This window comes from Serratia sp. 1D1416 (assembly GCF_003641105.1).
Taxonomy (GTDB): domain Bacteria; phylum Pseudomonadota; class Gammaproteobacteria; order Enterobacterales; family Enterobacteriaceae; genus Serratia; species Serratia ficaria.
Window position 1 is genome coordinate 2,919,761 of record NZ_CP032738.1, and the last position, 18,373, is coordinate 2,938,133.

Here is an 18,373-nt window from a genome sequence, read left to right on the forward strand (position 1 = left end):
AGAAAAAATGAAGCAAATCGTTTATGTCGCCAGCCCGGAAAGCCAGCAGATCCACGTGTGGCAGTTGGACGCCGCCGGCGCGCTGGCGCTGCTGCAGACCGTTGACGTGCCGGGCCAGGTGCAGCCGATGGCGATTCATCCGGATAAAACCCATCTGTACGTCGGCGTGCGTCCGGCGTTCGGCATCGTCAGCTACCGCATCGAAGCGGACGGCACGCTGCAGCAGGCCGGCATGGCGCCGCTGCCGGGCAGCCCGACCCATATCTCCACCGATTTGCAGGGGCGTTACCTGTTCTCCGCCTCCTACAGCGGCAACTGCGCCAGCGTCAGCCCAATCGGCCATGACGGCGTGGTGATTGCGCCTATTCAGCAGATCGACGGCCTGACCGCGCCGCATTCGGCGAACATCGATCCGACCAATCAGCTGGTGCTGGTGCCCTGCCTGAAGGAAGACCGCATTCGCCTGTTCGACCTGAGCCTGGCCGGCCAGTTGACGCCGCACGCGCAGCAAGCGGTGGACACCGCCGCCGGCGCAGGCCCGCGCCATATGGCGTTCCACCACAATGACCGGTACGCATACTGCGTGAACGAGCTGGACGGCACGGTGGACGTGTTGGCAATCTCGGAAAACGGCGGCGAATACGCCCTGGCGCAAACCCTGGACATCATGCCGGCCGATTTCGACGGCACCCGCTGGGCGGCGGACATTCACATCACGCCGGACGGCCGTTTCCTGTACACCAGCGACCGCACCGCCAGCATTCTGAGCATCTTCAGCGTTTCCGAAGACGGCGGCACGCTGTCGGCGGTTGGCCACCACCCAACCGAAGCGCAGCCGCGCGGCTTCAACATCGATCACAGCGGCCGTTTCGTGATTTCTTCCGGACAGAAGTCCGATCATATTGCGGTGCATGAGATCGATCAAAGCAGCGGCAAACTGACTACGCTGGCGCGATATCCGGTGGGCAAGGGCCCGATGTGGGTGAGCGTGTTAGCCAAGTAATTAATACCCGTCGCCTTTCAAGCTGCAGCGTTGTTACCTGCACTCGCTCACCCTGCCACTTACTTGAGTAAGCTCCGGGGATGAGCGAGCTTGGCGCCTGGCTGCAACTTGAAATTCATAGGGTATGAATTATTGGAAAGGAGAGGCCGTTTTTTTGCCGCAAAATCAGCTGTATTTCACCGTAAGCGTGGCGCTGCCGAGGCTGTGGAAGTGCACGTTGAAGCCCACCAGCGCGCCGCTGGCGCCCTCATCCACCGCGATGCTGTCCACGTCCAGCGCATGTACGGTGAACTGGTAGCGGTGGCTTTCGCCCTGCGGCGGCGCCGCGCCGCCGTAACCGGCGGAGCCGAAGTCGGTGCGGGTTTGAATGGCGCCGGCCGGCAGCGCCGCCTTGCCGGAGCCGGCGCCCTGAGGCAGCTCACGCACCTGCGCGGGGATATTGGCCACCACCCAGTGCCACCAGCCGGAACCGGTCGGGGCATCGGGATCGTAAACGGCGATCGCGAAACTTTTGGTGCCTTCCGGCACGCCATCCCAGGCCAGATGCGGCGACAGGTTATCGCCGTGGTAGCCCATGCCGTTAAATACCTGGCGCTCCGGCATTTTTGCGCCGTCCTGCAGGTCGTTGCTGTACAAACGAAAAGCCATAATGACTCCCAGTTGTCGATAAAAGCCGAGCCCCTAAGCTAGATCGTTTTGGCGGAACAATACAACCCCCTGCGCCAGCGGCGGCCGGTTGATCTCGACCGTGACGTGCACCAGTTCATGATGCACGGCCAGCAGTTGGCGCACCCGGTCGGCGGTGAGGGTGCGATCGGCGCTGCTCAACGCGATCACGCAGTGATATTTGCCCTTGCCGATGCGCCCCAGGTGCAGATCGGTGAGGTTCAGCGCGTGGCCCGATTCAGCCAACGCCTGGCGGATGTCATCGGCCACCGGCGCGTCCATTTCGGCGTCGAGCAGAATTTTTCCGCTGTCGCGCATCAGGCTGTAGGCCCAGGCGGCGACCATCACCGCGCCGACGATGCCCATCAACGGATCCAGCCAGTTGGCGCCCCACAGCTTGCCGCCGAACAGCGCGACGATCGCCAGCAGCGAGGTGGCGGCGTCGGCGATGACATGGAGGTAGGCGGAACGCAGGTTCAGGTCGTGGTGGTGGTCGTGGCTATGCTCGTGCCCATGATGGTGGTGGTGGCCGCCGTCGCGCAGCAGCCAGGCGCAAAGCAGGTTGACGCCCAGCCCGACCAGCCCGATGGCGATAGCCTGGTTATAGTGGATCGGGCTGGGGTTCAGCAGCCGTTCCGCCGACTGGAACAGCATCAGCGCGGCCACCAGCACCAACAGCACCGCGCTGGTGTAACCGGCCAGCACTTCTATTTTCCAGGTGCCGAGGCTGAAGCGGCGATCTTTCGCCAGCCGCCGCGCGGCCGCGTAGGCCAGCACCGACAGGCCGAGCGCCAGCGCGTGCGAACTCATGTGCCAGCCGTCGGCCAGCAACGCCATTGAGTTGAACAGCCAGCCGCCGGCGATTTCGATCGCCATCATACCGGCGGTGAGCATCACCGCCCATCTGGTATTCCTTTCGGCCAATGGGTTACCATCGTCAAATACGTGGCTGTGTTCGCGGCGCAGGGCGGGAGCGTGCGACGTCATAATCAGGATCCTCAGCGAAGTGAATAACACCGAATTATACTATACCCCAGTATAGTAAATAACAATGAGAAGGCAGCGATGAGTCATACCATCAAGGATCAGAAAAAATTGCTGGCGCGCGTGCGCCGCATTAAGGGCCAGGCCGAGGCGCTGGAGCGTGCGCTGGAGAACGGCGGCGAATGTTCTGCTATTCTGCAGCAGATCGCGGCGGTACGGGGCGCGGTAAACGGTTTGATGGCGCAGGTGCTGGAAGGGCACGTGCGCGAGCATCTCGCGGCGCAGGACGCTACCCCGCAGCAGCGCGAGCAGGACATCGAACAACTGATGACAGTTTTACGTTCCTATATGAAGTAACCATGATTTCATTGAAAAAACGCACGCCGTGGTTCGGCTGGCTGCGCCGCTGGGCCAAGGGCATCAGGCGCGACATCTATGCGCTGTGGCTGGCCGCCCGCGATCGGCGCACGCCCTGGTACGCCAAGCTGATCGCGCTGCTGGTGGCCGGTTATGCGGTATCGCCTATCGATCTGATCCCGGATTTCATCCCGGTGCTGGGCTATCTGGACGATGTGATCGTCGTGCCGTTGGGCATCATGCTGGCGGTGCGCCTGATCCCCAAACCGCTGATGGCCGAACTGCGCGAGAAGGCGCAAAAGCGCCTCGACAATCCCACCGGCCGCATGGCGGCGGTGATGATCATTCTGCTGTGGATCCTCTGCCTGGTGTTGCTGGCCCGCTATCTGGACCAGCACTGGTAAGGGTTATTGCACCGCCGCCGCCACCGCGGCGGTCAGGCGGCCGAGCTGTTCCGGCGTGATGACGTAGGGCGGCATCAGATAGATCAGCTTGCCGAACGGCCGGATCCATACCCCGCGCTCGACGAACCCGCGCTGCAGCTGCGCCACGTCCACAGGTTCGTGCATTTCCACCACCCCGATCGCGCCCAGCACCCGCACATCCGCCACTTTTGGCAATGCCGCCAGCGGCAGCAGTTGCCGTTTCAGCTGGCTTTCGATGGCGCTCACCTGCGACTGCCAGCGATTTTCCGCCAGCAGCGCCAGGCTGGCTTCGGCCACCGCGCAGGCCAACGGGTTGCCCATAAAGGTGGGGCCGTGCATAAAGCAGCCCGCCGCGCCGTTGCTGATGGTGTCCGCCACGTGGCGGGTGGTCAGGGTGGCCGACAGCGTCATATAGCCGCCGGTCAGCGCCTTGCCCAGGCAGAGGATGTCCGGCACCACCCCGGCGTGTTCACAGGCGAACAGCCTGCCGGTGCGGCCGAAACCGGTGGCGATTTCATCGGCGATCAGCAGCACCCGGTAACGGTCGCACAGCTCGCGCACCCGCTTGAGGTAGGTCGGATGATAGATGCGCATGCCGCCGGCGCCTTGCACCACCGGCTCCAGGATCACCGCCGCCACTTCGCCGGCGTGCTGTTCCAGCAGTGCGGCGAACGGCGCGATGTCGTTTTCGTCCCATTCGCCGTCGAAGCGGCACTGCGGCGCGGTGGCGAACAGGTGCGGCGCCAGGTAGCCCTGATACAGGCTGTGCATCGAGTTTTCCGGATCGCATACCGACATCGCGCCGAAGGTATCGCCGTGATAGCCATGGCGCAGGGTCAAAACACGCTGCCGCCGTTCACCGCGCGCCTGCCAGTACTGCAGCGCCATCTTCAATGACACTTCCACCGCCACCGAGCCGGAATCCGCCAGGAACACGCACTGCAGCGCTTCCGGCGTCATGTCCACCAGCCGGCGGCACAGCGCGATGGCGGCGGGATGAGTCATGCCGCCGAACATCACGTGCGACATCTTTTCCAACTGCTGCGTGGCCGCCAGGTTCAGCTGCGGGTGGTTGTAGCCGTGGATCGCCGCCCACCAGGAGGACATGCCGTCCACCAGCAACCGGCCGTCGGCCAGCTGCAGTTCGACGCCGCGGGCGGCGGCGACCGGATAACAGGGGAGAGGGCGGCTCATCGAGGTGTAGGGGTGCCAGATATGACGCTGGTCAAACTCCAGGTCGGATGCGGTGATAGACATACTTGTAAACCAAATTGAATTCAGAATGGTTGACAGTATATCCACAATATCTAAACTGACGACACTTTTTCGTTTTGGAGACGCCATGATGGCCGATCGCATTCACTGGACAGTAGGGCTTGCCCAGGCCCTGTTTGACAAACCCTTGCTCGAACTGTTGTTTGAGGCGCAAACCGTACACCGCCGGCACTTTGACCCGCGCCAGGTGCAGGTCAGCACGCTGTTGTCGATCAAGACCGGCGCCTGCCCGGAAGACTGCAAATATTGCCCGCAAAGTTCGCGCTATAAAACCGGCCTGGAGTCGGAGCGGCTGATGCAGGTGGAACAGGTGCTGGACTCGGCGCGCCAGGCCAAAGCGGCCGGTTCGACCCGTTTCTGCATGGGGGCGGCGTGGAAAAACCCGCACGAGCGCGATATGCCTTACCTGCAGCAAATGGTACAGGGGGTGAAGGCGATGGGCATGGAGACCTGCATGACGCTGGGCACGCTGGACGGCACCCAGGCCGAGCGGCTGGCGGAGGCCGGGCTGGATTATTACAACCATAACCTCGATACCTCACCGGAATTCTACGGCAACATCATCACCACCCGCAGCTATCAGGAACGTCTGGATACGCTGGACAAGGTGCGCGGCGCCGGCATTAAAGTCTGCTCCGGCGGCATCGTCGGGCTGGGCGAAACGGTGCGTGACCGCGCAGGGCTGCTGGTGCAGCTGGCCAACCTGCCGAAGCCGCCGGAGAGCGTGCCGATCAACATGCTGGTGAAGGTGAAAGGTACCCCGCTGGCGGATAACGACGACGTCGATCCGTTCGATTTTATCCGCACCATCGCGGTGGCGCGCATCATGATGCCGGCCTCCTACGTGCGCCTCTCCGCCGGCCGCGAGCAGATGAACGAACAGACCCAGGCGATGTGCTTTATGGCCGGGGCCAACTCGATCTTCTACGGCTGCAAGCTGCTGACCACGCCGAACCCGGAAGAAGACAAGGACCTGCAGCTGTTCCGCAAGCTGGGCCTGAACCCGCAGCAGACCGAAACCGAGCACGGCGACAATCAGCAGCAGCAGGCGCTGACCGAGCAACTGCTGCACGCCGATACCGCAGAGTTTTACAACGCGGCGCTGTGATGAACTGGCAACGACGCATTGAAGACGCGCTGGATGAGCGGCGGCAGAGCGCGGCCTATCGCCGCCGTCAGGTGAATCAGGGCGGCAACGGCCGCCAGATCCTGCTCGACGGCGAGCGCTATCTGAACTTTTCCGGCAATGACTACCTGGGCCTGAGCCAGGATGCGCAGGTGATCGCCGCCTGGCAACAGGGAGCGCAGCAGTATGGCGTCGGCAGCGGCGGTTCCGGCCACGTTACCGGCTTCTGTACCGCGCATCAGGCGTTGGAGCAGCGGCTGGCGGAGTGGCTCGGCTACCCGCGCGCGCTGCTGTTCATTTCCGGCTACGCCGCCAATCAGGCGCTGCTGGCGGCGCTGCTGCAGGCGGACGATCGCATTCTGGCCGATCGCCTCAGCCACGCGTCGCTGCTGGAGGCGGCGGCGCAGTCGCCGGCCCAGCTGCGCCGGTTTCGTCACAACCAGCCGCAGGCGCTGGCGAGCCTGTTGGCCAAACCCTGCGCCGGGCAGCGGCTGGCGGTGACCGAAGGGGTGTTCAGCATGGACGGCGACAGCGCGCCGCTGGCGGAGATGCACCGCCTGACCCGCGCGGCGGGGGCCTGGCTGATGGTCGACGACGCGCACGGCATCGGCGTGCGCGGCGAGCAGGGGCGCGGCAGCTGTTGGCAGCAGGGCGTGCGGCCCGAGCTGTTGGTGGCGACCTTCGGCAAGGCGTTCGGCGTCAGCGGCGCGGCGGTATTGTGCGACGAACCGACCGCCGAATACCTGCTGCAGTTCGCCCGGCATTTGATTTACAGCACCGCGATGCCGCCGGCGCAGGCCTGCGCGCTGCAGGCGGCGCTGCTGCGCATTCAGCAGGGCGACGAACTGCGCGCCCGGCTGCGGGACAATATCCGGCGTTTCCGCCAGGGCGCGGCGGGGCTGTCGTTGACCCTGACGGCATCCGACACCGCCATCCAGCCGCTGCTGGTGGGCGACAATCAGCGTACGCTCGATCTGGCGCAGCGCCTGCGCGAACGGGGCCTGTGGGTGAGCGCCATTCGCCCGCCGACGGTACCGCCGGGCGGTGCGCGGCTGCGCATTACCCTGACGGCGGCTCACCGGCCGCAGGACATCGATCGCCTGCTGGAGGTGCTGCATGACGTCAGCCTTTGAATCGGTGAACAAACAGGCGGTGGCCTCGGCTTTCAGCCGGGCGGCGAACAGCTACGATGCGGCGGCGGCGCTGCAGCGCGATGTTGGCGAGCGCTTGCTGGGGATGGGAGGGGATCGGCCGGGCGAGCAGCTGCTGGACGCCGGCTGCGGCACCGGCTATTTCAGCCGCCGCTGGCGCGAGCTGGGCAAGCAGGTGACCGCGCTCGATCTGGCGCCCGGCATGCTGGCGTTCGCCCGCCGGCAGCAGGCGGCGGACCACTATCTGCTGGGCGACATCGAAAACGTGCCGCTGCCCTCGGCGGCGATGGACATCTGCTTCAGCAGCCTGGTGGTGCAGTGGTGCAGCTCTCTGCCCGCGGCGCTGGCGGAGCTGTACCGGGTGACCCGGCCCGGCGGCGTTATCCTGTTTTCCACCCTGGCGCAGGGCTCGCTGCGCGAGCTGGGCGACGCCTGGCAACAGGTGGACGGCGAGCGCCACGTCAATGCGTTTCTCCCGCTGGCGGACATCCGCGCCGCCTGCGCCGGCTATCGCCACCGTCTCGAGTCGGAATGGCGAACCCTGGATTACCCGGACGTGATGGCGCTGATGCGATCGCTGAAGGGCATCGGCGCCACTCACCTGCATCGGGGCCGCGAAGGCGGGCTGATGTCGCGTCGGCGGCTTGCGGCGTTACAGGCGGCCTATCCGTGCCGACAGGGGCAGTTTCCGCTCAGCTATCATCTGGTTTATGGAGTGATTTATCGTGATTAAGCGTTGGTTCGTTACCGGCACCGACACCGAAGTGGGGAAAACCGTGGCCAGCAGCGCGCTGTTGCAGGCGGCAAATCTGGCGGGCTATCGCAGCGCCGGTTACAAGCCGGTGGCTTCCGGCAGCGAGATGACCGCTGACGGGTTGCGCAATGGCGATGCGCTGGCGCTGCAGGCCAACAGCGGCGTGGCGCTAAGCTACGACGAAGTGAATCCTTACGTTTTCGCCGAGCCGACCTCGCCGCACATCGTCAGCGCCGACGAGGGGCGGCCGATCGAACTGGCGCGGCTGTCCGCCGGTTTGCGCCGGCTGGAGCAGCGCGCCGACTGGCTGTTGGTGGAGGGCGCCGGCGGATGGTTTACGCCGCTGTCCGAGCGGCACACTTTCGCCGACTGGGTGCAGCAGGAACGGCTGCCGGTGATCCTGGTGGTGGGCATCAAGTTGGGCTGCATCAACCATGCGCTGCTGACCGCGCAGGCAATCCGCCAGGCGGGGCTGCCGCTGGCCGGTTGGATCGCCAACGACGTCAGCCCGCCCGGCAGGCGGCACCGGGAGTACCTGGCGACGCTGCACCGCCTGCTGCCGGCGCCGTTGCTGGGCGAAATCCCGCACTTGCCCGACGCCGGGCGCCAGCCGCTGGGCCAGTACCTGGATCTCGGCCGGCTATAACGCGTGGGGGGAACGGCGCCCCCTTCGCGTTTTCATCTCACACCGCCAGATAGGCATTGATCAACTCCTCATCCAGCTGTTCCAGCGAACCATGCGCCACGTCGCGCCCTTGATCCATCAGGCAAAAACGATCCGCCACCCGCCGCACAAACGGCAGCTTGTGTTCCACCAGCAGAATGGTCATGCCCAGCTCGCGGTTCAGCTTGCGGATCACCCCGCCGATGTCCGCGGCGATAGAGGGCTGCACGCCCGCCGTAGGTTCGTCGAGGATCAGCAGCTCCGGCTCCAGCACCAGCGCGCGGCCGATCGCCAGCTGCTGTTGCTCCCCATCGCATAAATCGCCGGCGCGGCGGCCGCGCATCTCACGCAGGTGCGGAAACAGGCTGTAGATCAGCGGCGGAATGCGGCGGTTTTTATCGCGGCCCGCCATCAGCGCCACCTGCAGATTTTCCTCCACGCTCAGCTGCGAAAATATCTGTCGCCCCTGCGGCACGTAGCTGATGCCCAGCGCCGCGCGGGTTTCCACCGGCTGCTGCAGCAGGTTTTGCGGCGGCTCGTCCGCCAGCTGCCAGGTCATGCTGCCGCTGACCACCGGCAGGTGGCCCATGATGCAGTTGACCAGCGTGGTCTTGCCCACCCCGTTGCGGCCGATCAAGACGGTGCACTGGCCGCGCGGCAGCTCCAGGTTGATATCCCACAGCGTGTGGTTTTGCCCATAAAACTGATTTACTGACCGTAAACTTAACATCCGGCATTCTCCTCAAAGACCCGTATTTCACTCGTGGACTGGTGCCCCGACGGGCCGGCTCCGCGACCGCAATCGAACGTCCGCGTCCGTGCGTTATCCACTTCCTGCCAGCGCAGCGCGTTAGCGATTTATTTCCCGAGTGTTTTAATGTCCAGAACAAAATGCCGTGCCGATTACCTGAAAATAGGTAGCCAGTGGCCGGTTAGCGGCAAGATATGCAGCTAAAAATGACGCGTAATGGCGATTTATCCCCGCTCTTGCGTCTGTACATTCGAAATGCCAGTCATTTGTCGCAATGTCTCCGGCGCGGCGGCGGCAGACAAATCTGCCATAAGCGGCGCGTTATCTCGCCTGGCCGCACTCTCGCCAGAAAGGGTATTGCAACTCTCAGGCCAACTTTTAGCGGTGCTGGAAATCGGCGTTTGTTATGGTCTTGTTAAGCGATTTTCAGGCGTGGGCTGGCCTGACGCCGCGGCGCGAAAATGACGGGGAAGTTAACGCGAACATTTTTTGCACTTTTCCGGTGCTGAAGAGAATAGTTATGGTGCAAACAATTTCGCCGTTGGCGGCGAGAAGGTGAGCATGTCGCCGGAATGGGCCGAATACGCTTTTGGCAATGGATATTTTTAGCATTAATCGGCATAAACAAATCGATATTTTTATGAAAAAATGACTAAAAAAGCCATTTTGGGGCGAGGAAAAGGCGAAAAGCGTTCTTTCCGCAACTCCCGTCACGGGCGGGGCGGTGAGAGTTATCCACTATTCCTGTGGATAACCTTGTGCATTAGATTTAGAAAAGCGGCGGGAAGCGAGAGCGGACGCGGGTTCTGTGCGCTTTGTCCGCATTCTCGTCTTTTTATTAAAACAAATAAATATCAATAGTTTATTTAAAATCAAGCCGCCAATGCATTGAGGGAGTTTCTATGTATGATTTTTCGCCGCAGTGCTATCAATAAGTTAATTCGTGACGAGTTCTGGGGATAAATCTGTTATTGACAATAAAAATGTCACGGCACTGTAACTCTGGCGGTGCATTCCTCGCGGCTGGCCGCACGTTAAGGCGACGAATCCGCTTGAAGCTGGTTTTATATCCAGTATCATAGGCACTGGCGTAAATCACCGCCTCTTTCCATAATTAGGGGCCGTTCGGGGGACATCAACCGGGTGGCCGCCTGAGCGCGCGCATCTCCACAGGGTAGCCGAGCCAATGAGCAAAATTTTCAAACTGCATTCTGATTTCAAACCGGCCGGCGATCAGCCGGAAGCCATCCGCAAGCTGGAAGAAGGGCTGGAAGACGGCCTGGCGCACCAGACGCTGCTGGGGGTGACAGGTTCGGGCAAGACCTTCACCATCGCCAACGTGATCGCCGATCTGAATCGGCCCACCATGGTGCTGGCGCCTAACAAGACGCTGGCGGCGCAGCTGTATGGCGAGATGAAAGAGTTCTTCCCCGAGAATGCGGTGGAGTATTTTGTTTCCTACTACGACTACTACCAGCCGGAGGCCTACGTTCCCAGCTCCGACACCTTCATTGAAAAAGACGCCTCGGTGAACGAACACATCGAACAGATGCGGCTTTCCGCCACCAAGGCGCTGCTGGAGCGGCGCGATGTGGTGGTGGTGGCCTCGGTCTCGGCGATCTACGGCCTGGGCGATCCGGATCTGTACCTGAAGATGATGCTGCACCTGACCAAGGGCATGATCATCGATCAGCGCTCCATTTTGCGCCGGCTGGCGGAGCTGCAATACAGCCGCAACGATCAGGCGTTCCAGCGCGCCACCTTCCGCGTGCGCGGCGAGGTGATCGACATCTTCCCGGCGGAGTCGGACGAGCTGGCGCTGCGGGTCGAGCTGTTCGACGAAGAAGTGGAGCGGCTGTCGCTGTTCGATCCGCTGACCGGGCAGATCGAGCAGGTGGTGCCGCGCTTTACCATTTACCCCAAGTCGCACTACGTGACCCCGCGCGAGCGGATCATTCAGGCGATGGAAGAGATCAAGGTCGATCTGGCCGACCGCCGCAAAGTGCTGCTGGCCAACAACAAGCTGCTGGAAGAACAGCGTCTGACGCAGCGCACCCAGTTCGATCTGGAGATGATGAACGAGCTGGGTTACTGCTCGGGCATTGAAAACTATTCGCGCTACCTGTCCGGGCGCGGCGAGGGCGAGCCGCCGCCGACCCTGTTCGATTACCTGCCGGCGGACGGCCTGCTGGTGGTCGACGAATCCCACGTCACCATCCCGCAGATCGGCGGCATGTTCAAAGGCGACCGATCGCGCAAGGAAACGCTGGTGGAATATGGCTTTCGCCTGCCCTCGGCGCTCGACAACCGCCCGCTGCGCTTCGAAGAGTTCGAGGCGCTGGCGCCGCAGACCATTTACGTGTCCGCCACGCCGGGCAAATACGAGCTGGAGAAATCCGGCGGCGATCTTGTCGATCAGGTGGTGCGGCCTACCGGGCTGCTGGATCCGGTAGTGGAAGTGCGGCCGGTTACCACCCAGGTGGACGATCTGCTGTCGGAGATCCGCAAGCGGGTGGCTATCAACGAGCGCGTGCTGGTGACCACCCTGACCAAACGCATGGCGGAAGACCTGACCGAATATCTGGAAGAACACGGCGAGCGCGTGCGCTACCTGCACTCCGACATCGATACCGTGGAACGGGTCGAAATCATTCGCGATTTGCGCCTGGGCGAGTTTGACGTGCTGGTGGGCATCAACCTGTTGCGTGAGGGGCTCGACATGCCCGAAGTGTCGCTGGTGGCGATTTTGGACGCGGACAAGGAAGGCTTCCTGCGCTCCGAGCGTTCGCTGATCCAGACCATCGGCCGCGCGGCGCGCAACCTGAACGGCAAGGCGATCCTGTACGGCGATCGCATCACCGATTCGATGGCCAAAGCCATCGGCGAAACCGAGCGCCGCCGGGCCAAGCAGCAGGCGTACAATGAAGAAAACGGCATCGTGCCGCAGGGGCTGAACAAGAAAATCGGCGATATCCTGCAGCTGGGCCAGCCGGGCAATCGCAGCAGGAACAAGGGCAAGGGCAAGGCCGCCGAGAGCGCCGCGCAGTACCAGAACCTGACGCCGAAGGCGCTGGATCAGAAGATCCGCGAGCTGGAGGGGCAAATGTACACCCATGCGCAAAACCTGGAGTTCGAACAGGCCGCGGCGCTGCGCGACGAAATCCATCAGCTGCGCGAGCAGTTTATCGCCATTTCGTAACGCACAACGAGAGCCGATTCAGGGCACATGGCCGATGGATTGCTCGCCGCAGCCCGGCGGTTTGCAAGACGCAGGATATAAATTTCTTGTCGCACCCGGCAAAGCTGATTATGGTGTGCGGCCTGTTTTGACCACGATGAGCATTGACCATGACCGAACACCAGTCCAAAGATCCGCTACACGGCGTTACGCTGGAACAACTGCTGAACAAACTGGTGGAGAGCTACGGCTGGTCCGGGCTGGCCGAACGCATTCGCATCAACTGTTTCAGCAGCGATCCGAGCATCAAGTCCAGCCTGAAGTTTTTGCGCCGCACGCCCTGGGCGCGCAAGCAGGTGGAAGAGTTGTATATCGATATGGTGAGCCGCGCCGCCAGCGACAATCCGTGGCTGCGCGGGCGCGACTGAGCCTGTTTTCATCTCAGGCGCGGGCGGCCAATTCCACCAGCGCCTGATCCAGCGCCTGACGCAGCAGCTGCCGATCGTGGCGATAAGGAACGTCGCTCGCGTCCAGCGGCTGCTGAATCACCACCCGCTCCCGCACTTCACTGGCGTCCACGCCCGGGCCGACGATCACCGCATCGATCATCTGACGGCCGATTTTCTCCTCCATCAGCATCAGCTTGTCCTTCAGCGACAGCGCTGCGGCGGCGACGCTCAGCTCGCGCCCCAGGTTGTCGATATAAATCATATTGGCGCTGCTGCGGCGCAGGGCCTGAGTGAGGTCACCCAGCAGCAGCAGCGGCATCAGACTGGTCAGAAAGCTGCCCGGCCCGATCAGGATCACGTCGGCCTGGGCGATGGCGTCCAGCGCCTCGCGCGTGGCGTTGACGTGCGGCGACAGCATCAACTCCTGCGGCATAGCGGTCAGCTGATCGACGTTCACCTCGCCGTAGACGTGGTTGCCTTCGTGGTCATGCGCCATCAGATCCACCGGCTGCTCGGACATCGGGATCAGGGCGGCGTCCACTTTCAGCAGGCTGCGCACCAGATTGATCGCCTCCAACGGGCGCACGCTGAGGTGATCCAGCGCCTTCAGCATCAGGTTGCCGAGGTTATGGCCGGACAGCTCGCCGTTGCCGCTGAAGCGGTATTCAAACATCGCCGAGGCGACGCTGGGCTCGGTGATCAGCTGGTTCAGGCAGTTGCGGGTATCGCCCCAGGCAATGCCGCCTTCCGAACGGCGTATGCGGCCGGTGGAGCCGCCGTTATCGGTGGTGGTGACGATGCCGGTTAAGCGGGATCCTAAAGACGACAGGGCTGACATCACGCGGCCAAGACCATGGCCGCCGCCTAATGCCACCACCCGATCGAGATCGGCCAGGGTACGATTGCGCATAAATTTCCTTACAAAGAGGCAGAACTGCCTGCATAAAGTAGCGGATCCGGCGTAAAAACGCGATATACCCGTCATACCTGAAATTGCCTCCGCGTTGGCTGCGCCGCTCCCCGGTTTCGCTCAAAGGGCCGGCGCACGCGCTGTGCCAATCGGTTCCCGGCCGATGTGTCCCGTTTTTGCCGCCGGGAGGCAACGCCGATTATTTAAGGAAAAAGAGTGTCATTTGCGTGACTCTGGTCAATTCACCTGCATAAGCGGCGTTTATTATGGTATTGCAGAATTAGCAGCGGGCAAAAAACGCTGTATACACAATTATATAGCGAAATTACTCGTTGGCTATCGTCGACGTTTAGCGCTAGAATTTTGCTGAAAACCACGGTTTCGTTCCGGCTACTCAAACAGCGGGAATCGAAATCAAAACTCCTAGCCCCTGGGCCTACGTTGTTCTTGCAGAACGATATGGCGCTTGGGCCGTGGCGAAGTCAGCCACCAGGGTGCAGAGCGGAAACGCTCGCATCTCCCGACTTTGGAAAGGTGTTATGGTGCCGCAACTCATTGATGCTTATGAGCGCAAGTTCTATTACCTGCGCTTGTCGATCACCGACGTGTGCAATTTCCGTTGCACATACTGCTTGCCCGACGGTTACAAACCCACCGGCAGCCCGAAAACCTTCCTGTCGCTGGACGAAATCCGGCGCGTCGGCCGCGCGTTCGCCGAACTGGGCACCGAGAAGGTGCGCTTGACCGGCGGCGAGCCTTCGCTGCGGCGCGACTTCACCGAGATTATCGCCGCGGTGCGTGAAAATCCGGCCATCCGTACGCTGGCGGTAACCACCAACGGCTACCGGCTGGCGCGTGACGTCGCCGGCTGGCGCGAGGCCGGCCTGACGGCCATCAACGTCAGCGTCGACAGCCTCGACGCGCGTCAGTTTCACGCCATTACCGGCCAGGACAAGTTCCGCCAGGTGATGGAGGGCATTGACGCCGCCTTCAGTGCCGGCTTCAGCAAGGTCAAGGTCAACGCGGTGCTGATGCGCGACGTCAACCACCAGCAGCTAGACACCTTTCTCCACTGGATTAAGGATCGCCCGATCCAGCTGCGCTTTATCGAACTGATGGAAACCGGCGAAGGCGGCAGCCTGTTCCGCCGGCACCACGTCTCCGGCGAAGTGATCCGCCTGCAGCTCGAACGGCAGGGCTGGCAGCGCCAGCCGCGCGGCCGCAGCGACGGCCCGGCGCAGGTGTTCAGCCATCCGGACTATCAGGGCGAAGTCGGATTAATCATGCCGTATGAAAAAGATTTCTGCGCCAGCTGCAACCGGCTGCGGGTATCCGCCATCGGCAACCTGCACCTGTGCCTGTTCGGCGAGCAGGGTATCACCCTGCGCGATCTGCTGGCGGATGACGGCCAGCTGGATGCGCTGAAGGCGCGCATTCAGGACGGATTGCTGAGCAAGAAACAGACCCATTTCCTGCACCAGGGCAACAGCGGCATTACGCAGAACCTGTCGTTTATCGGCGGTTGATACCCGGCGCATTTCATGCCGCGGCGTTGTTGGCCGCCGCTTGAAACCCGCGGGGGAACCCATAATAGGAGCATATTGAACAATGAGCCATGCGAGCAGTGAATTTATTGCGGCGAACGTCGCCATCCTGACCGTCTCGGACAGCCGCGGCGCGGCGGATGACACTTCGGGCCAATATCTGCAGGAAGCCGCGCAGGAAGCCGGGCATCAGGTGGTGGAACGCGCCATCGTCAAAGACAATATTTATCAGATCCGCGCGCAGGTTTCGGCCTGGATCGCCGACGAACGGCTGCAGGCGGTGTTGATTACCGGCGGCACCGGTTTTACCGCGCGCGACAATACGCCGGAAGCGCTGCTGCCGCTGTTCGACCGCGAGGTGGAAGGGTTCGGCGAATTGTTCCGCATGGTGTCGTACGAAGAGATCGGCACCGCCACCATTCAGTCGCGGGCGCTGGCCGGCCTGGCCAACCAGACGGTGATCTTCGCCATGCCGGGCTCCACCCGTGCCTGCCGCACCGCCTGGGAGCGGATTATTGAAGAGCAGTTGGACGCGCGCCATCGCCCGTGCAACTTCCAGCCACATTTGAAGAAGCCATAAGTTATGACACAGCTGACCCACATTAACGCCGCGGGCGAAGCCCATATGCTTGACGTCTCCGGCAAGAACGAAACGGTACGCGAGGCGCGCGCCGAAGCCTTCGTCGAGATGCTGCCCGCCACGCTGGCGATGATTATCGACGGCAGCCATCACAAGGGCGACGTGTTCGCCACGGCGCGCATCGCCGGCATTCAGGCGGCCAAACGTACCTGGGATCTGATCCCGCTGTGCCATCCGCTGATGTTGAGCAAGGTTGAAGTGCAACTGGAGGCCCAGCCGCAACATAATCGGGTGCGTATCGAAACCTGCTGTCGGCTGACCGGTAAAACCGGCGTCGAGATGGAGGCCCTGACCGCCGCTTCGGTCGCGGCGCTGACCATCTACGATATGTGCAAGGCGGTGCAGAAGGACATGGTTATCGGCCCGGTGCGGCTGCTGGCGAAAAGCGGCGGCAAATCCGGTGACTTTAAGGTGAACGCATGATCAATATTCTTTTCTTTGCGCAGGTGCGCGAACTGGTGGGTACCGGCGACCTGGCGATGCCGGCCGATTACCCGACGGTGGAGGCGTTGCGTCAGGCGTTGTGCGCCCGCGGCGATCGCTGGGCGTTGGCGCTGGAGTCCGGCAAGCTGCTGACGGCGGTCAACCAATCGCTGGTGGCCAACGAACATCCGCTGCGCGCTGGCGATGAGGTGGCGTTCTTCCCACCGGTAACCGGAGGTTAATAATGGAAAATACCCGTATCCGCGTCGGCGAAGCGCCGTTCAGCGTCGGTGACGAATATCAGTGGCTGGCGCAGTGCGACGACGACGGCGCGGTAGTGACCTTCACCGGCAAGGTGCGCAACCATAATCTGGGCGATGACGTCAGTGCGCTGACGCTGGAGCACTACCCGGGCATGACCGAGAAAGCGCTGGCGGAGATCGTGACGCAGGCGCGCGGCCGTTGGCCGCTGCAGCGCGTAACGGTGATCCACCGGATCGGCGCGCTGTTCCCCGGCGATGAGATCGTGTTCGTGGGCGTGACCAGCGCGCACCGCAGCATGGCGTTCGCCGCCAATGAGTTCATCATGGATTATTTGAAAACCCGCGCGCCGTTCTGGAAGCGCGAGGCCACCGGCCAGGGCGATCGCTGGGTCGACGCGCGCGACAGCGATCGTCAGGCGGCGGAACGCTGGCATCAGGCGGCTAAAGATACCCGTCATACTTGAAGCCGCATCCGTGTTGGCTGCCTTTGCTTACCCCAGTCACTTAGCTATCTGAGTTCCCGGGGATTCGCTCGGTTGCCGCCTTGATGCAACTCCAATTATTTAGGGTATAACGCGTAACAGCGGAAACAAATCAATACCTTTGCCGCTTTCGGCCGATGTTTTCTGTGGTACGCTTATAGCAGGCGAACCCCGCGTCGCAGGGGCTCGAAATCTTGTTTACTACGCAAAAGGTAACCGTCATGGACCGATATCCACGCTCTAATGGTTCTATCGTCGAACGTGCCAACAGCGGCATTCAGGCTTATATGGCGCAGGTTTATGGCTGGATGACCTGCGGTTTGCTGCTGACGGCGTTCGTTTCCTGGTACGCGGCCAATACGCCCGCGATCCTCAATTTCATCTTCTCCAGCCAGATCACCTTCTTTGGCCTGATCATCGCGCAGCTGGCGCTGGTGTTCGTGATTTCCGGCATGGTCAACCGCCTCAGCGGCGCGGTGGCCACCTCGCTGTTCATGCTGTATTCGGCGCTGACCGGGCTGACGCTGTCGAGCATCTTCATCGCCTACACCTACAGCTCGATCGCCAGCACCTTCGTGGTGACCGCCGGCATGTTCGGCGCGATGAGCCTGTACGGCTACACCACCAAGCGCGACCTGAGCGGCTTCGGCAGCATGCTGTTTATGGCGCTGATCGGCATCGTGTTGGCTTCGCTGGTGAATATCTGGCTGAAAAGCACCGCGCTGATGTGGGCGATTACCTATATCGGGGTGGTGGTATTCGTTGGCCTGACCGCTTACGACACCCAGAAACTGAAGGCGATGGGCGAGCAGCTGAACGCCGATGATAAAGACAGCTTCCGCAAATACGCCATCGTCGGCGCGCTGACGCTGTATCTCGATTTCATCAACCTGTTCCTGATGCTGCTGCGTATTTTCGGCAACCGCCGCTAAATCCGTCGTCTTTCCAGCCGCAACTTAAAGTCCATAGGATTTACCAGGCTCTGCACGCTACGTGACAGAGCCTTTTTTATGCGATTTTTCGGCGGAACATGGCGTAGGCGGCGACGGTCTGTAGCCCCGCTTAGTTAAGGAACCGGCGCTCTCGGCCCCTCGTGGCAGCTGATGGGTTTTCCTTTGCGCTTCTCTTATGCGATGCTTAAGCCTTCGTTAAGCAAAAGGATCCTGCGATGCCTGATTTCTCCCGTTGTGCCTTTAGCGAAGGTTACGGCGACCGTAGCCTCAACGTGCCGCTGGCCGGCGATGACGTTACCCCCTCGATCAATATTTCCCGCGCTGCGTTGCAACCGGCGGCCTGAATCATGATGACCCTGCGTAAAAGGAACTTAC

Annotated in this window: 20 protein-coding genes, 1 pseudogene and 1 riboswitch; of the genes and pseudogenes, 16 read left to right on the forward strand and 5 right to left on the reverse strand. The window is 62.0% G+C overall.

Annotated elements, in window-relative coordinates:
• The first annotated feature begins 7 nt into the window (after positions 1 to 7).
• Entirely contained in the window at positions 8 to 1,003 is a 996-nt protein-coding gene (gene pgl, locus D7I37_RS14130) for a 6-phosphogluconolactonase (RefSeq protein WP_061800159.1), read from the forward strand.
• A gap of 165 nt (positions 1,004 to 1,168) precedes the next feature.
• Here the strand turns inward: pgl and D7I37_RS14135 are convergent, their stop codons facing one another.
• The gene (locus D7I37_RS14135) at positions 1,169 to 1,651 is read right to left on the reverse strand and encodes a kinase inhibitor (RefSeq protein ID WP_129543890.1); all 483 of its coding nucleotides are present in this window, start codon (positions 1,649 to 1,651) and stop codon (positions 1,169 to 1,171) included.
• Positions 1,652 to 1,684: 33 nt separating this feature from the next.
• On the reverse strand, positions 1,685 to 2,656 hold the full coding sequence (gene dmeF / locus D7I37_RS14140; RefSeq protein WP_073970378.1) for a CDF family Co(II)/Ni(II) efflux transporter DmeF: 972 nt from the start codon (positions 2,654 to 2,656) through the stop codon (positions 1,685 to 1,687).
• A 78-nt stretch (positions 2,657 to 2,734) separates the two neighbouring features.
• Between dmeF and D7I37_RS14145 the strand changes: the two genes are divergently transcribed.
• Positions 2,735 to 3,010 (forward strand): metal/formaldehyde-sensitive transcriptional repressor, encoded by a 276-nt coding sequence (locus D7I37_RS14145; protein WP_061800156.1) that lies wholly within the window; start codon positions 2,735 to 2,737, stop codon positions 3,008 to 3,010.
• A 2-nt stretch (positions 3,011 to 3,012) separates the two neighbouring features.
• Positions 3,013 to 3,414, forward strand: coding sequence for a YkvA family protein (locus D7I37_RS14150; RefSeq protein WP_061800155.1), 402 nt, complete (start codon positions 3,013 to 3,015; stop codon positions 3,412 to 3,414).
• A 3-nt stretch (positions 3,415 to 3,417) separates the two neighbouring features.
• Here D7I37_RS14150 and bioA read toward each other — a convergent pair whose 3' ends face one another.
• Positions 3,418 to 4,692: an adenosylmethionine--8-amino-7-oxononanoate transaminase gene (bioA, locus tag D7I37_RS14155; RefSeq protein WP_061800154.1), complete on the reverse strand. Its 1,275-nt coding sequence runs from the start codon at positions 4,690 to 4,692 to the stop codon at positions 3,418 to 3,420.
• 88 nt (positions 4,693 to 4,780) lie between these two features.
• Here bioA and bioB point away from each other — a divergent pair, with 88 nt between their 5' ends.
• The 4 genes from bioB to bioD are packed head-to-tail and all read left to right on the forward strand — an operon-like array spanning position 4,781 to position 8,387.
• Entirely contained in the window at positions 4,781 to 5,818 is a 1,038-nt protein-coding gene (gene bioB, locus D7I37_RS14160) for a biotin synthase BioB (RefSeq protein WP_061800181.1), read from the forward strand.
• Entirely contained in the window at positions 5,818 to 6,969 is a 1,152-nt protein-coding gene (bioF, locus tag D7I37_RS14165; RefSeq protein WP_061800153.1) for an 8-amino-7-oxononanoate synthase, read from the forward strand. Before bioB ends, bioF begins: the two co-directional genes overlap by 1 nt.
• Complete coding sequence (gene bioC, locus D7I37_RS14170) at positions 6,953 to 7,720, forward strand: malonyl-ACP O-methyltransferase BioC (protein WP_061800151.1); 768 nt, start codon at positions 6,953 to 6,955, stop codon at positions 7,718 to 7,720. The genes bioF and bioC overlap by 17 nt, the downstream gene beginning before the upstream one ends.
• The gene (gene bioD / locus D7I37_RS14175) at positions 7,713 to 8,387 is read left to right on the forward strand and encodes a dethiobiotin synthase (protein ID WP_061800150.1); all 675 of its coding nucleotides are present in this window, start codon (positions 7,713 to 7,715) and stop codon (positions 8,385 to 8,387) included. The genes bioC and bioD overlap by 8 nt, the downstream gene beginning before the upstream one ends.
• Positions 8,388 to 8,424: 37 nt before the next feature.
• Here bioD and D7I37_RS14180 read toward each other — a convergent pair whose 3' ends face one another.
• Positions 8,425 to 9,135 carry an ATP-binding cassette domain-containing protein gene (locus tag D7I37_RS14180; protein ID WP_061800149.1) on the reverse strand — a complete coding sequence of 237 codons (711 nt, stop codon included), beginning with the start codon at positions 9,133 to 9,135 and terminating at the stop codon, positions 8,425 to 8,427.
• Positions 9,136 to 10,342: 1,207 nt separating this feature from the next.
• Here D7I37_RS14180 and uvrB point away from each other — a divergent pair.
• On the forward strand, positions 10,343 to 12,355 hold the full coding sequence (gene uvrB / locus D7I37_RS14185) for an excinuclease ABC subunit UvrB (protein WP_061800148.1): 2,013 nt from the start codon (positions 10,343 to 10,345) through the stop codon (positions 12,353 to 12,355).
• Between the two features lie 149 nt (positions 12,356 to 12,504).
• A complete protein-coding gene (locus D7I37_RS14190) occupies positions 12,505 to 12,762 on the forward strand; it encodes a VF530 family DNA-binding protein (RefSeq protein ID WP_061800146.1) in 258 nt (85 codons plus the stop codon).
• 13 nt (positions 12,763 to 12,775) lie between these two features.
• Here the strand turns inward: D7I37_RS14190 and yvcK are convergent, their stop codons facing one another.
• Positions 12,776 to 13,693 carry a uridine diphosphate-N-acetylglucosamine-binding protein YvcK gene (gene yvcK, locus D7I37_RS14195; protein WP_061800144.1) on the reverse strand — a complete coding sequence of 306 codons (918 nt, stop codon included), beginning with the start codon at positions 13,691 to 13,693 and terminating at the stop codon, positions 12,776 to 12,778.
• A 408-nt stretch (positions 13,694 to 14,101) separates the two neighbouring features.
• Positions 14,102 to 14,246: riboswitch (molybdenum cofactor riboswitch) on the forward strand.
• Here yvcK and moaA point away from each other — a divergent pair.
• From moaA to D7I37_RS14230, 7 genes and pseudogenes are all read left to right on the forward strand, one after another.
• Complete coding sequence (gene moaA / locus D7I37_RS14200; RefSeq protein WP_061800143.1) at positions 14,233 to 15,219, forward strand: GTP 3',8-cyclase MoaA; 987 nt, start codon at positions 14,233 to 14,235, stop codon at positions 15,217 to 15,219. Its footprint overlaps the riboswitch before it by 14 nt.
• 82 nt (positions 15,220 to 15,301) lie before the next feature.
• The gene (gene moaB, locus D7I37_RS14205; RefSeq protein ID WP_061800142.1) at positions 15,302 to 15,817 is read left to right on the forward strand and encodes a molybdenum cofactor biosynthesis protein B; all 516 of its coding nucleotides are present in this window, start codon (positions 15,302 to 15,304) and stop codon (positions 15,815 to 15,817) included.
• Positions 15,818 to 15,820: 3 nt separating this feature from the next.
• Positions 15,821 to 16,300, forward strand: coding sequence for a cyclic pyranopterin monophosphate synthase MoaC (gene moaC / locus D7I37_RS14210; protein ID WP_129543891.1), 480 nt, complete (start codon positions 15,821 to 15,823; stop codon positions 16,298 to 16,300).
• A complete protein-coding gene (gene moaD, locus D7I37_RS14215; protein ID WP_061800139.1) occupies positions 16,297 to 16,542 on the forward strand; it encodes a molybdopterin synthase sulfur carrier subunit in 246 nt (81 codons plus the stop codon). The genes moaC and moaD overlap by 4 nt, the downstream gene beginning before the upstream one ends.
• 2 nt (positions 16,543 to 16,544) lie before the next feature.
• Positions 16,545 to 17,027 carry a molybdopterin synthase catalytic subunit MoaE gene (gene moaE, locus D7I37_RS14220; RefSeq protein ID WP_061800138.1) on the forward strand — a complete coding sequence of 161 codons (483 nt, stop codon included), beginning with the start codon at positions 16,545 to 16,547 and terminating at the stop codon, positions 17,025 to 17,027.
• A gap of 239 nt (positions 17,028 to 17,266) precedes the next feature.
• Positions 17,267 to 17,977, forward strand: coding sequence for a Bax inhibitor-1/YccA family protein (locus D7I37_RS14225; protein ID WP_033637508.1), 711 nt, complete (start codon positions 17,267 to 17,269; stop codon positions 17,975 to 17,977).
• Positions 17,978 to 18,213: 236 nt separating this feature from the next.
• Positions 18,214 to 18,336, forward strand: a pseudogene (locus D7I37_RS14230) (DUF1795 domain-containing protein); the annotation flags it as partial.
• Between the last annotated feature and the right edge of the window lie 37 nt (positions 18,337 to 18,373).

Excerpts from the sequence above, each read along its gene's own strand:
- pgl (WP_061800159.1), top strand. The coding sequence starts at position 8 with ATGAAGCAAATCGTTTATGTCGCCAGCCCGGAAAGCCAGCAGATCCAC.
- D7I37_RS14135 (WP_129543890.1), bottom strand. The coding sequence starts at position 1,651 with ATGGCTTTTCGTTTGTACAGCAACGACCTGCAGGACGGCGCAAAAATG.
- dmeF (WP_073970378.1), bottom strand. The coding sequence starts at position 2,656 with ATGACGTCGCACGCTCCCGCCCTGCGCCGCGAACACAGCCACGTATTT.
- D7I37_RS14145 (WP_061800156.1), top strand. The coding sequence starts at position 2,735 with ATGAGTCATACCATCAAGGATCAGAAAAAATTGCTGGCGCGCGTGCGC.
- D7I37_RS14150 (WP_061800155.1), top strand. The coding sequence starts at position 3,013 with ATGATTTCATTGAAAAAACGCACGCCGTGGTTCGGCTGGCTGCGCCGC.
- bioA (WP_061800154.1), bottom strand. The coding sequence starts at position 4,692 with ATGTCTATCACCGCATCCGACCTGGAGTTTGACCAGCGTCATATCTGG.
- bioB (WP_061800181.1), top strand. The coding sequence starts at position 4,781 with ATGGCCGATCGCATTCACTGGACAGTAGGGCTTGCCCAGGCCCTGTTT.
- bioF (WP_061800153.1), top strand. The coding sequence starts at position 5,818 with ATGAACTGGCAACGACGCATTGAAGACGCGCTGGATGAGCGGCGGCAG.
- bioC (WP_061800151.1), top strand. The coding sequence starts at position 6,953 with ATGACGTCAGCCTTTGAATCGGTGAACAAACAGGCGGTGGCCTCGGCT.
- D7I37_RS14180 (WP_061800149.1), bottom strand. The coding sequence starts at position 9,135 with ATGTTAAGTTTACGGTCAGTAAATCAGTTTTATGGGCAAAACCACACG.
- uvrB (WP_061800148.1), top strand. The coding sequence starts at position 10,343 with ATGAGCAAAATTTTCAAACTGCATTCTGATTTCAAACCGGCCGGCGAT.
- D7I37_RS14190 (WP_061800146.1), top strand. The coding sequence starts at position 12,505 with ATGACCGAACACCAGTCCAAAGATCCGCTACACGGCGTTACGCTGGAA.
- yvcK (WP_061800144.1), bottom strand. The coding sequence starts at position 13,693 with ATGCGCAATCGTACCCTGGCCGATCTCGATCGGGTGGTGGCATTAGGC.
- moaA (WP_061800143.1), top strand. The coding sequence starts at position 14,233 with ATGGTGCCGCAACTCATTGATGCTTATGAGCGCAAGTTCTATTACCTG.
- moaB (WP_061800142.1), top strand. The coding sequence starts at position 15,302 with ATGAGCCATGCGAGCAGTGAATTTATTGCGGCGAACGTCGCCATCCTG.
- moaC (WP_129543891.1), top strand. The coding sequence starts at position 15,821 with ATGACACAGCTGACCCACATTAACGCCGCGGGCGAAGCCCATATGCTT.
- moaD (WP_061800139.1), top strand. The coding sequence starts at position 16,297 with ATGATCAATATTCTTTTCTTTGCGCAGGTGCGCGAACTGGTGGGTACC.
- moaE (WP_061800138.1), top strand. The coding sequence starts at position 16,545 with ATGGAAAATACCCGTATCCGCGTCGGCGAAGCGCCGTTCAGCGTCGGT.
- D7I37_RS14225 (WP_033637508.1), top strand. The coding sequence starts at position 17,267 with ATGGACCGATATCCACGCTCTAATGGTTCTATCGTCGAACGTGCCAAC.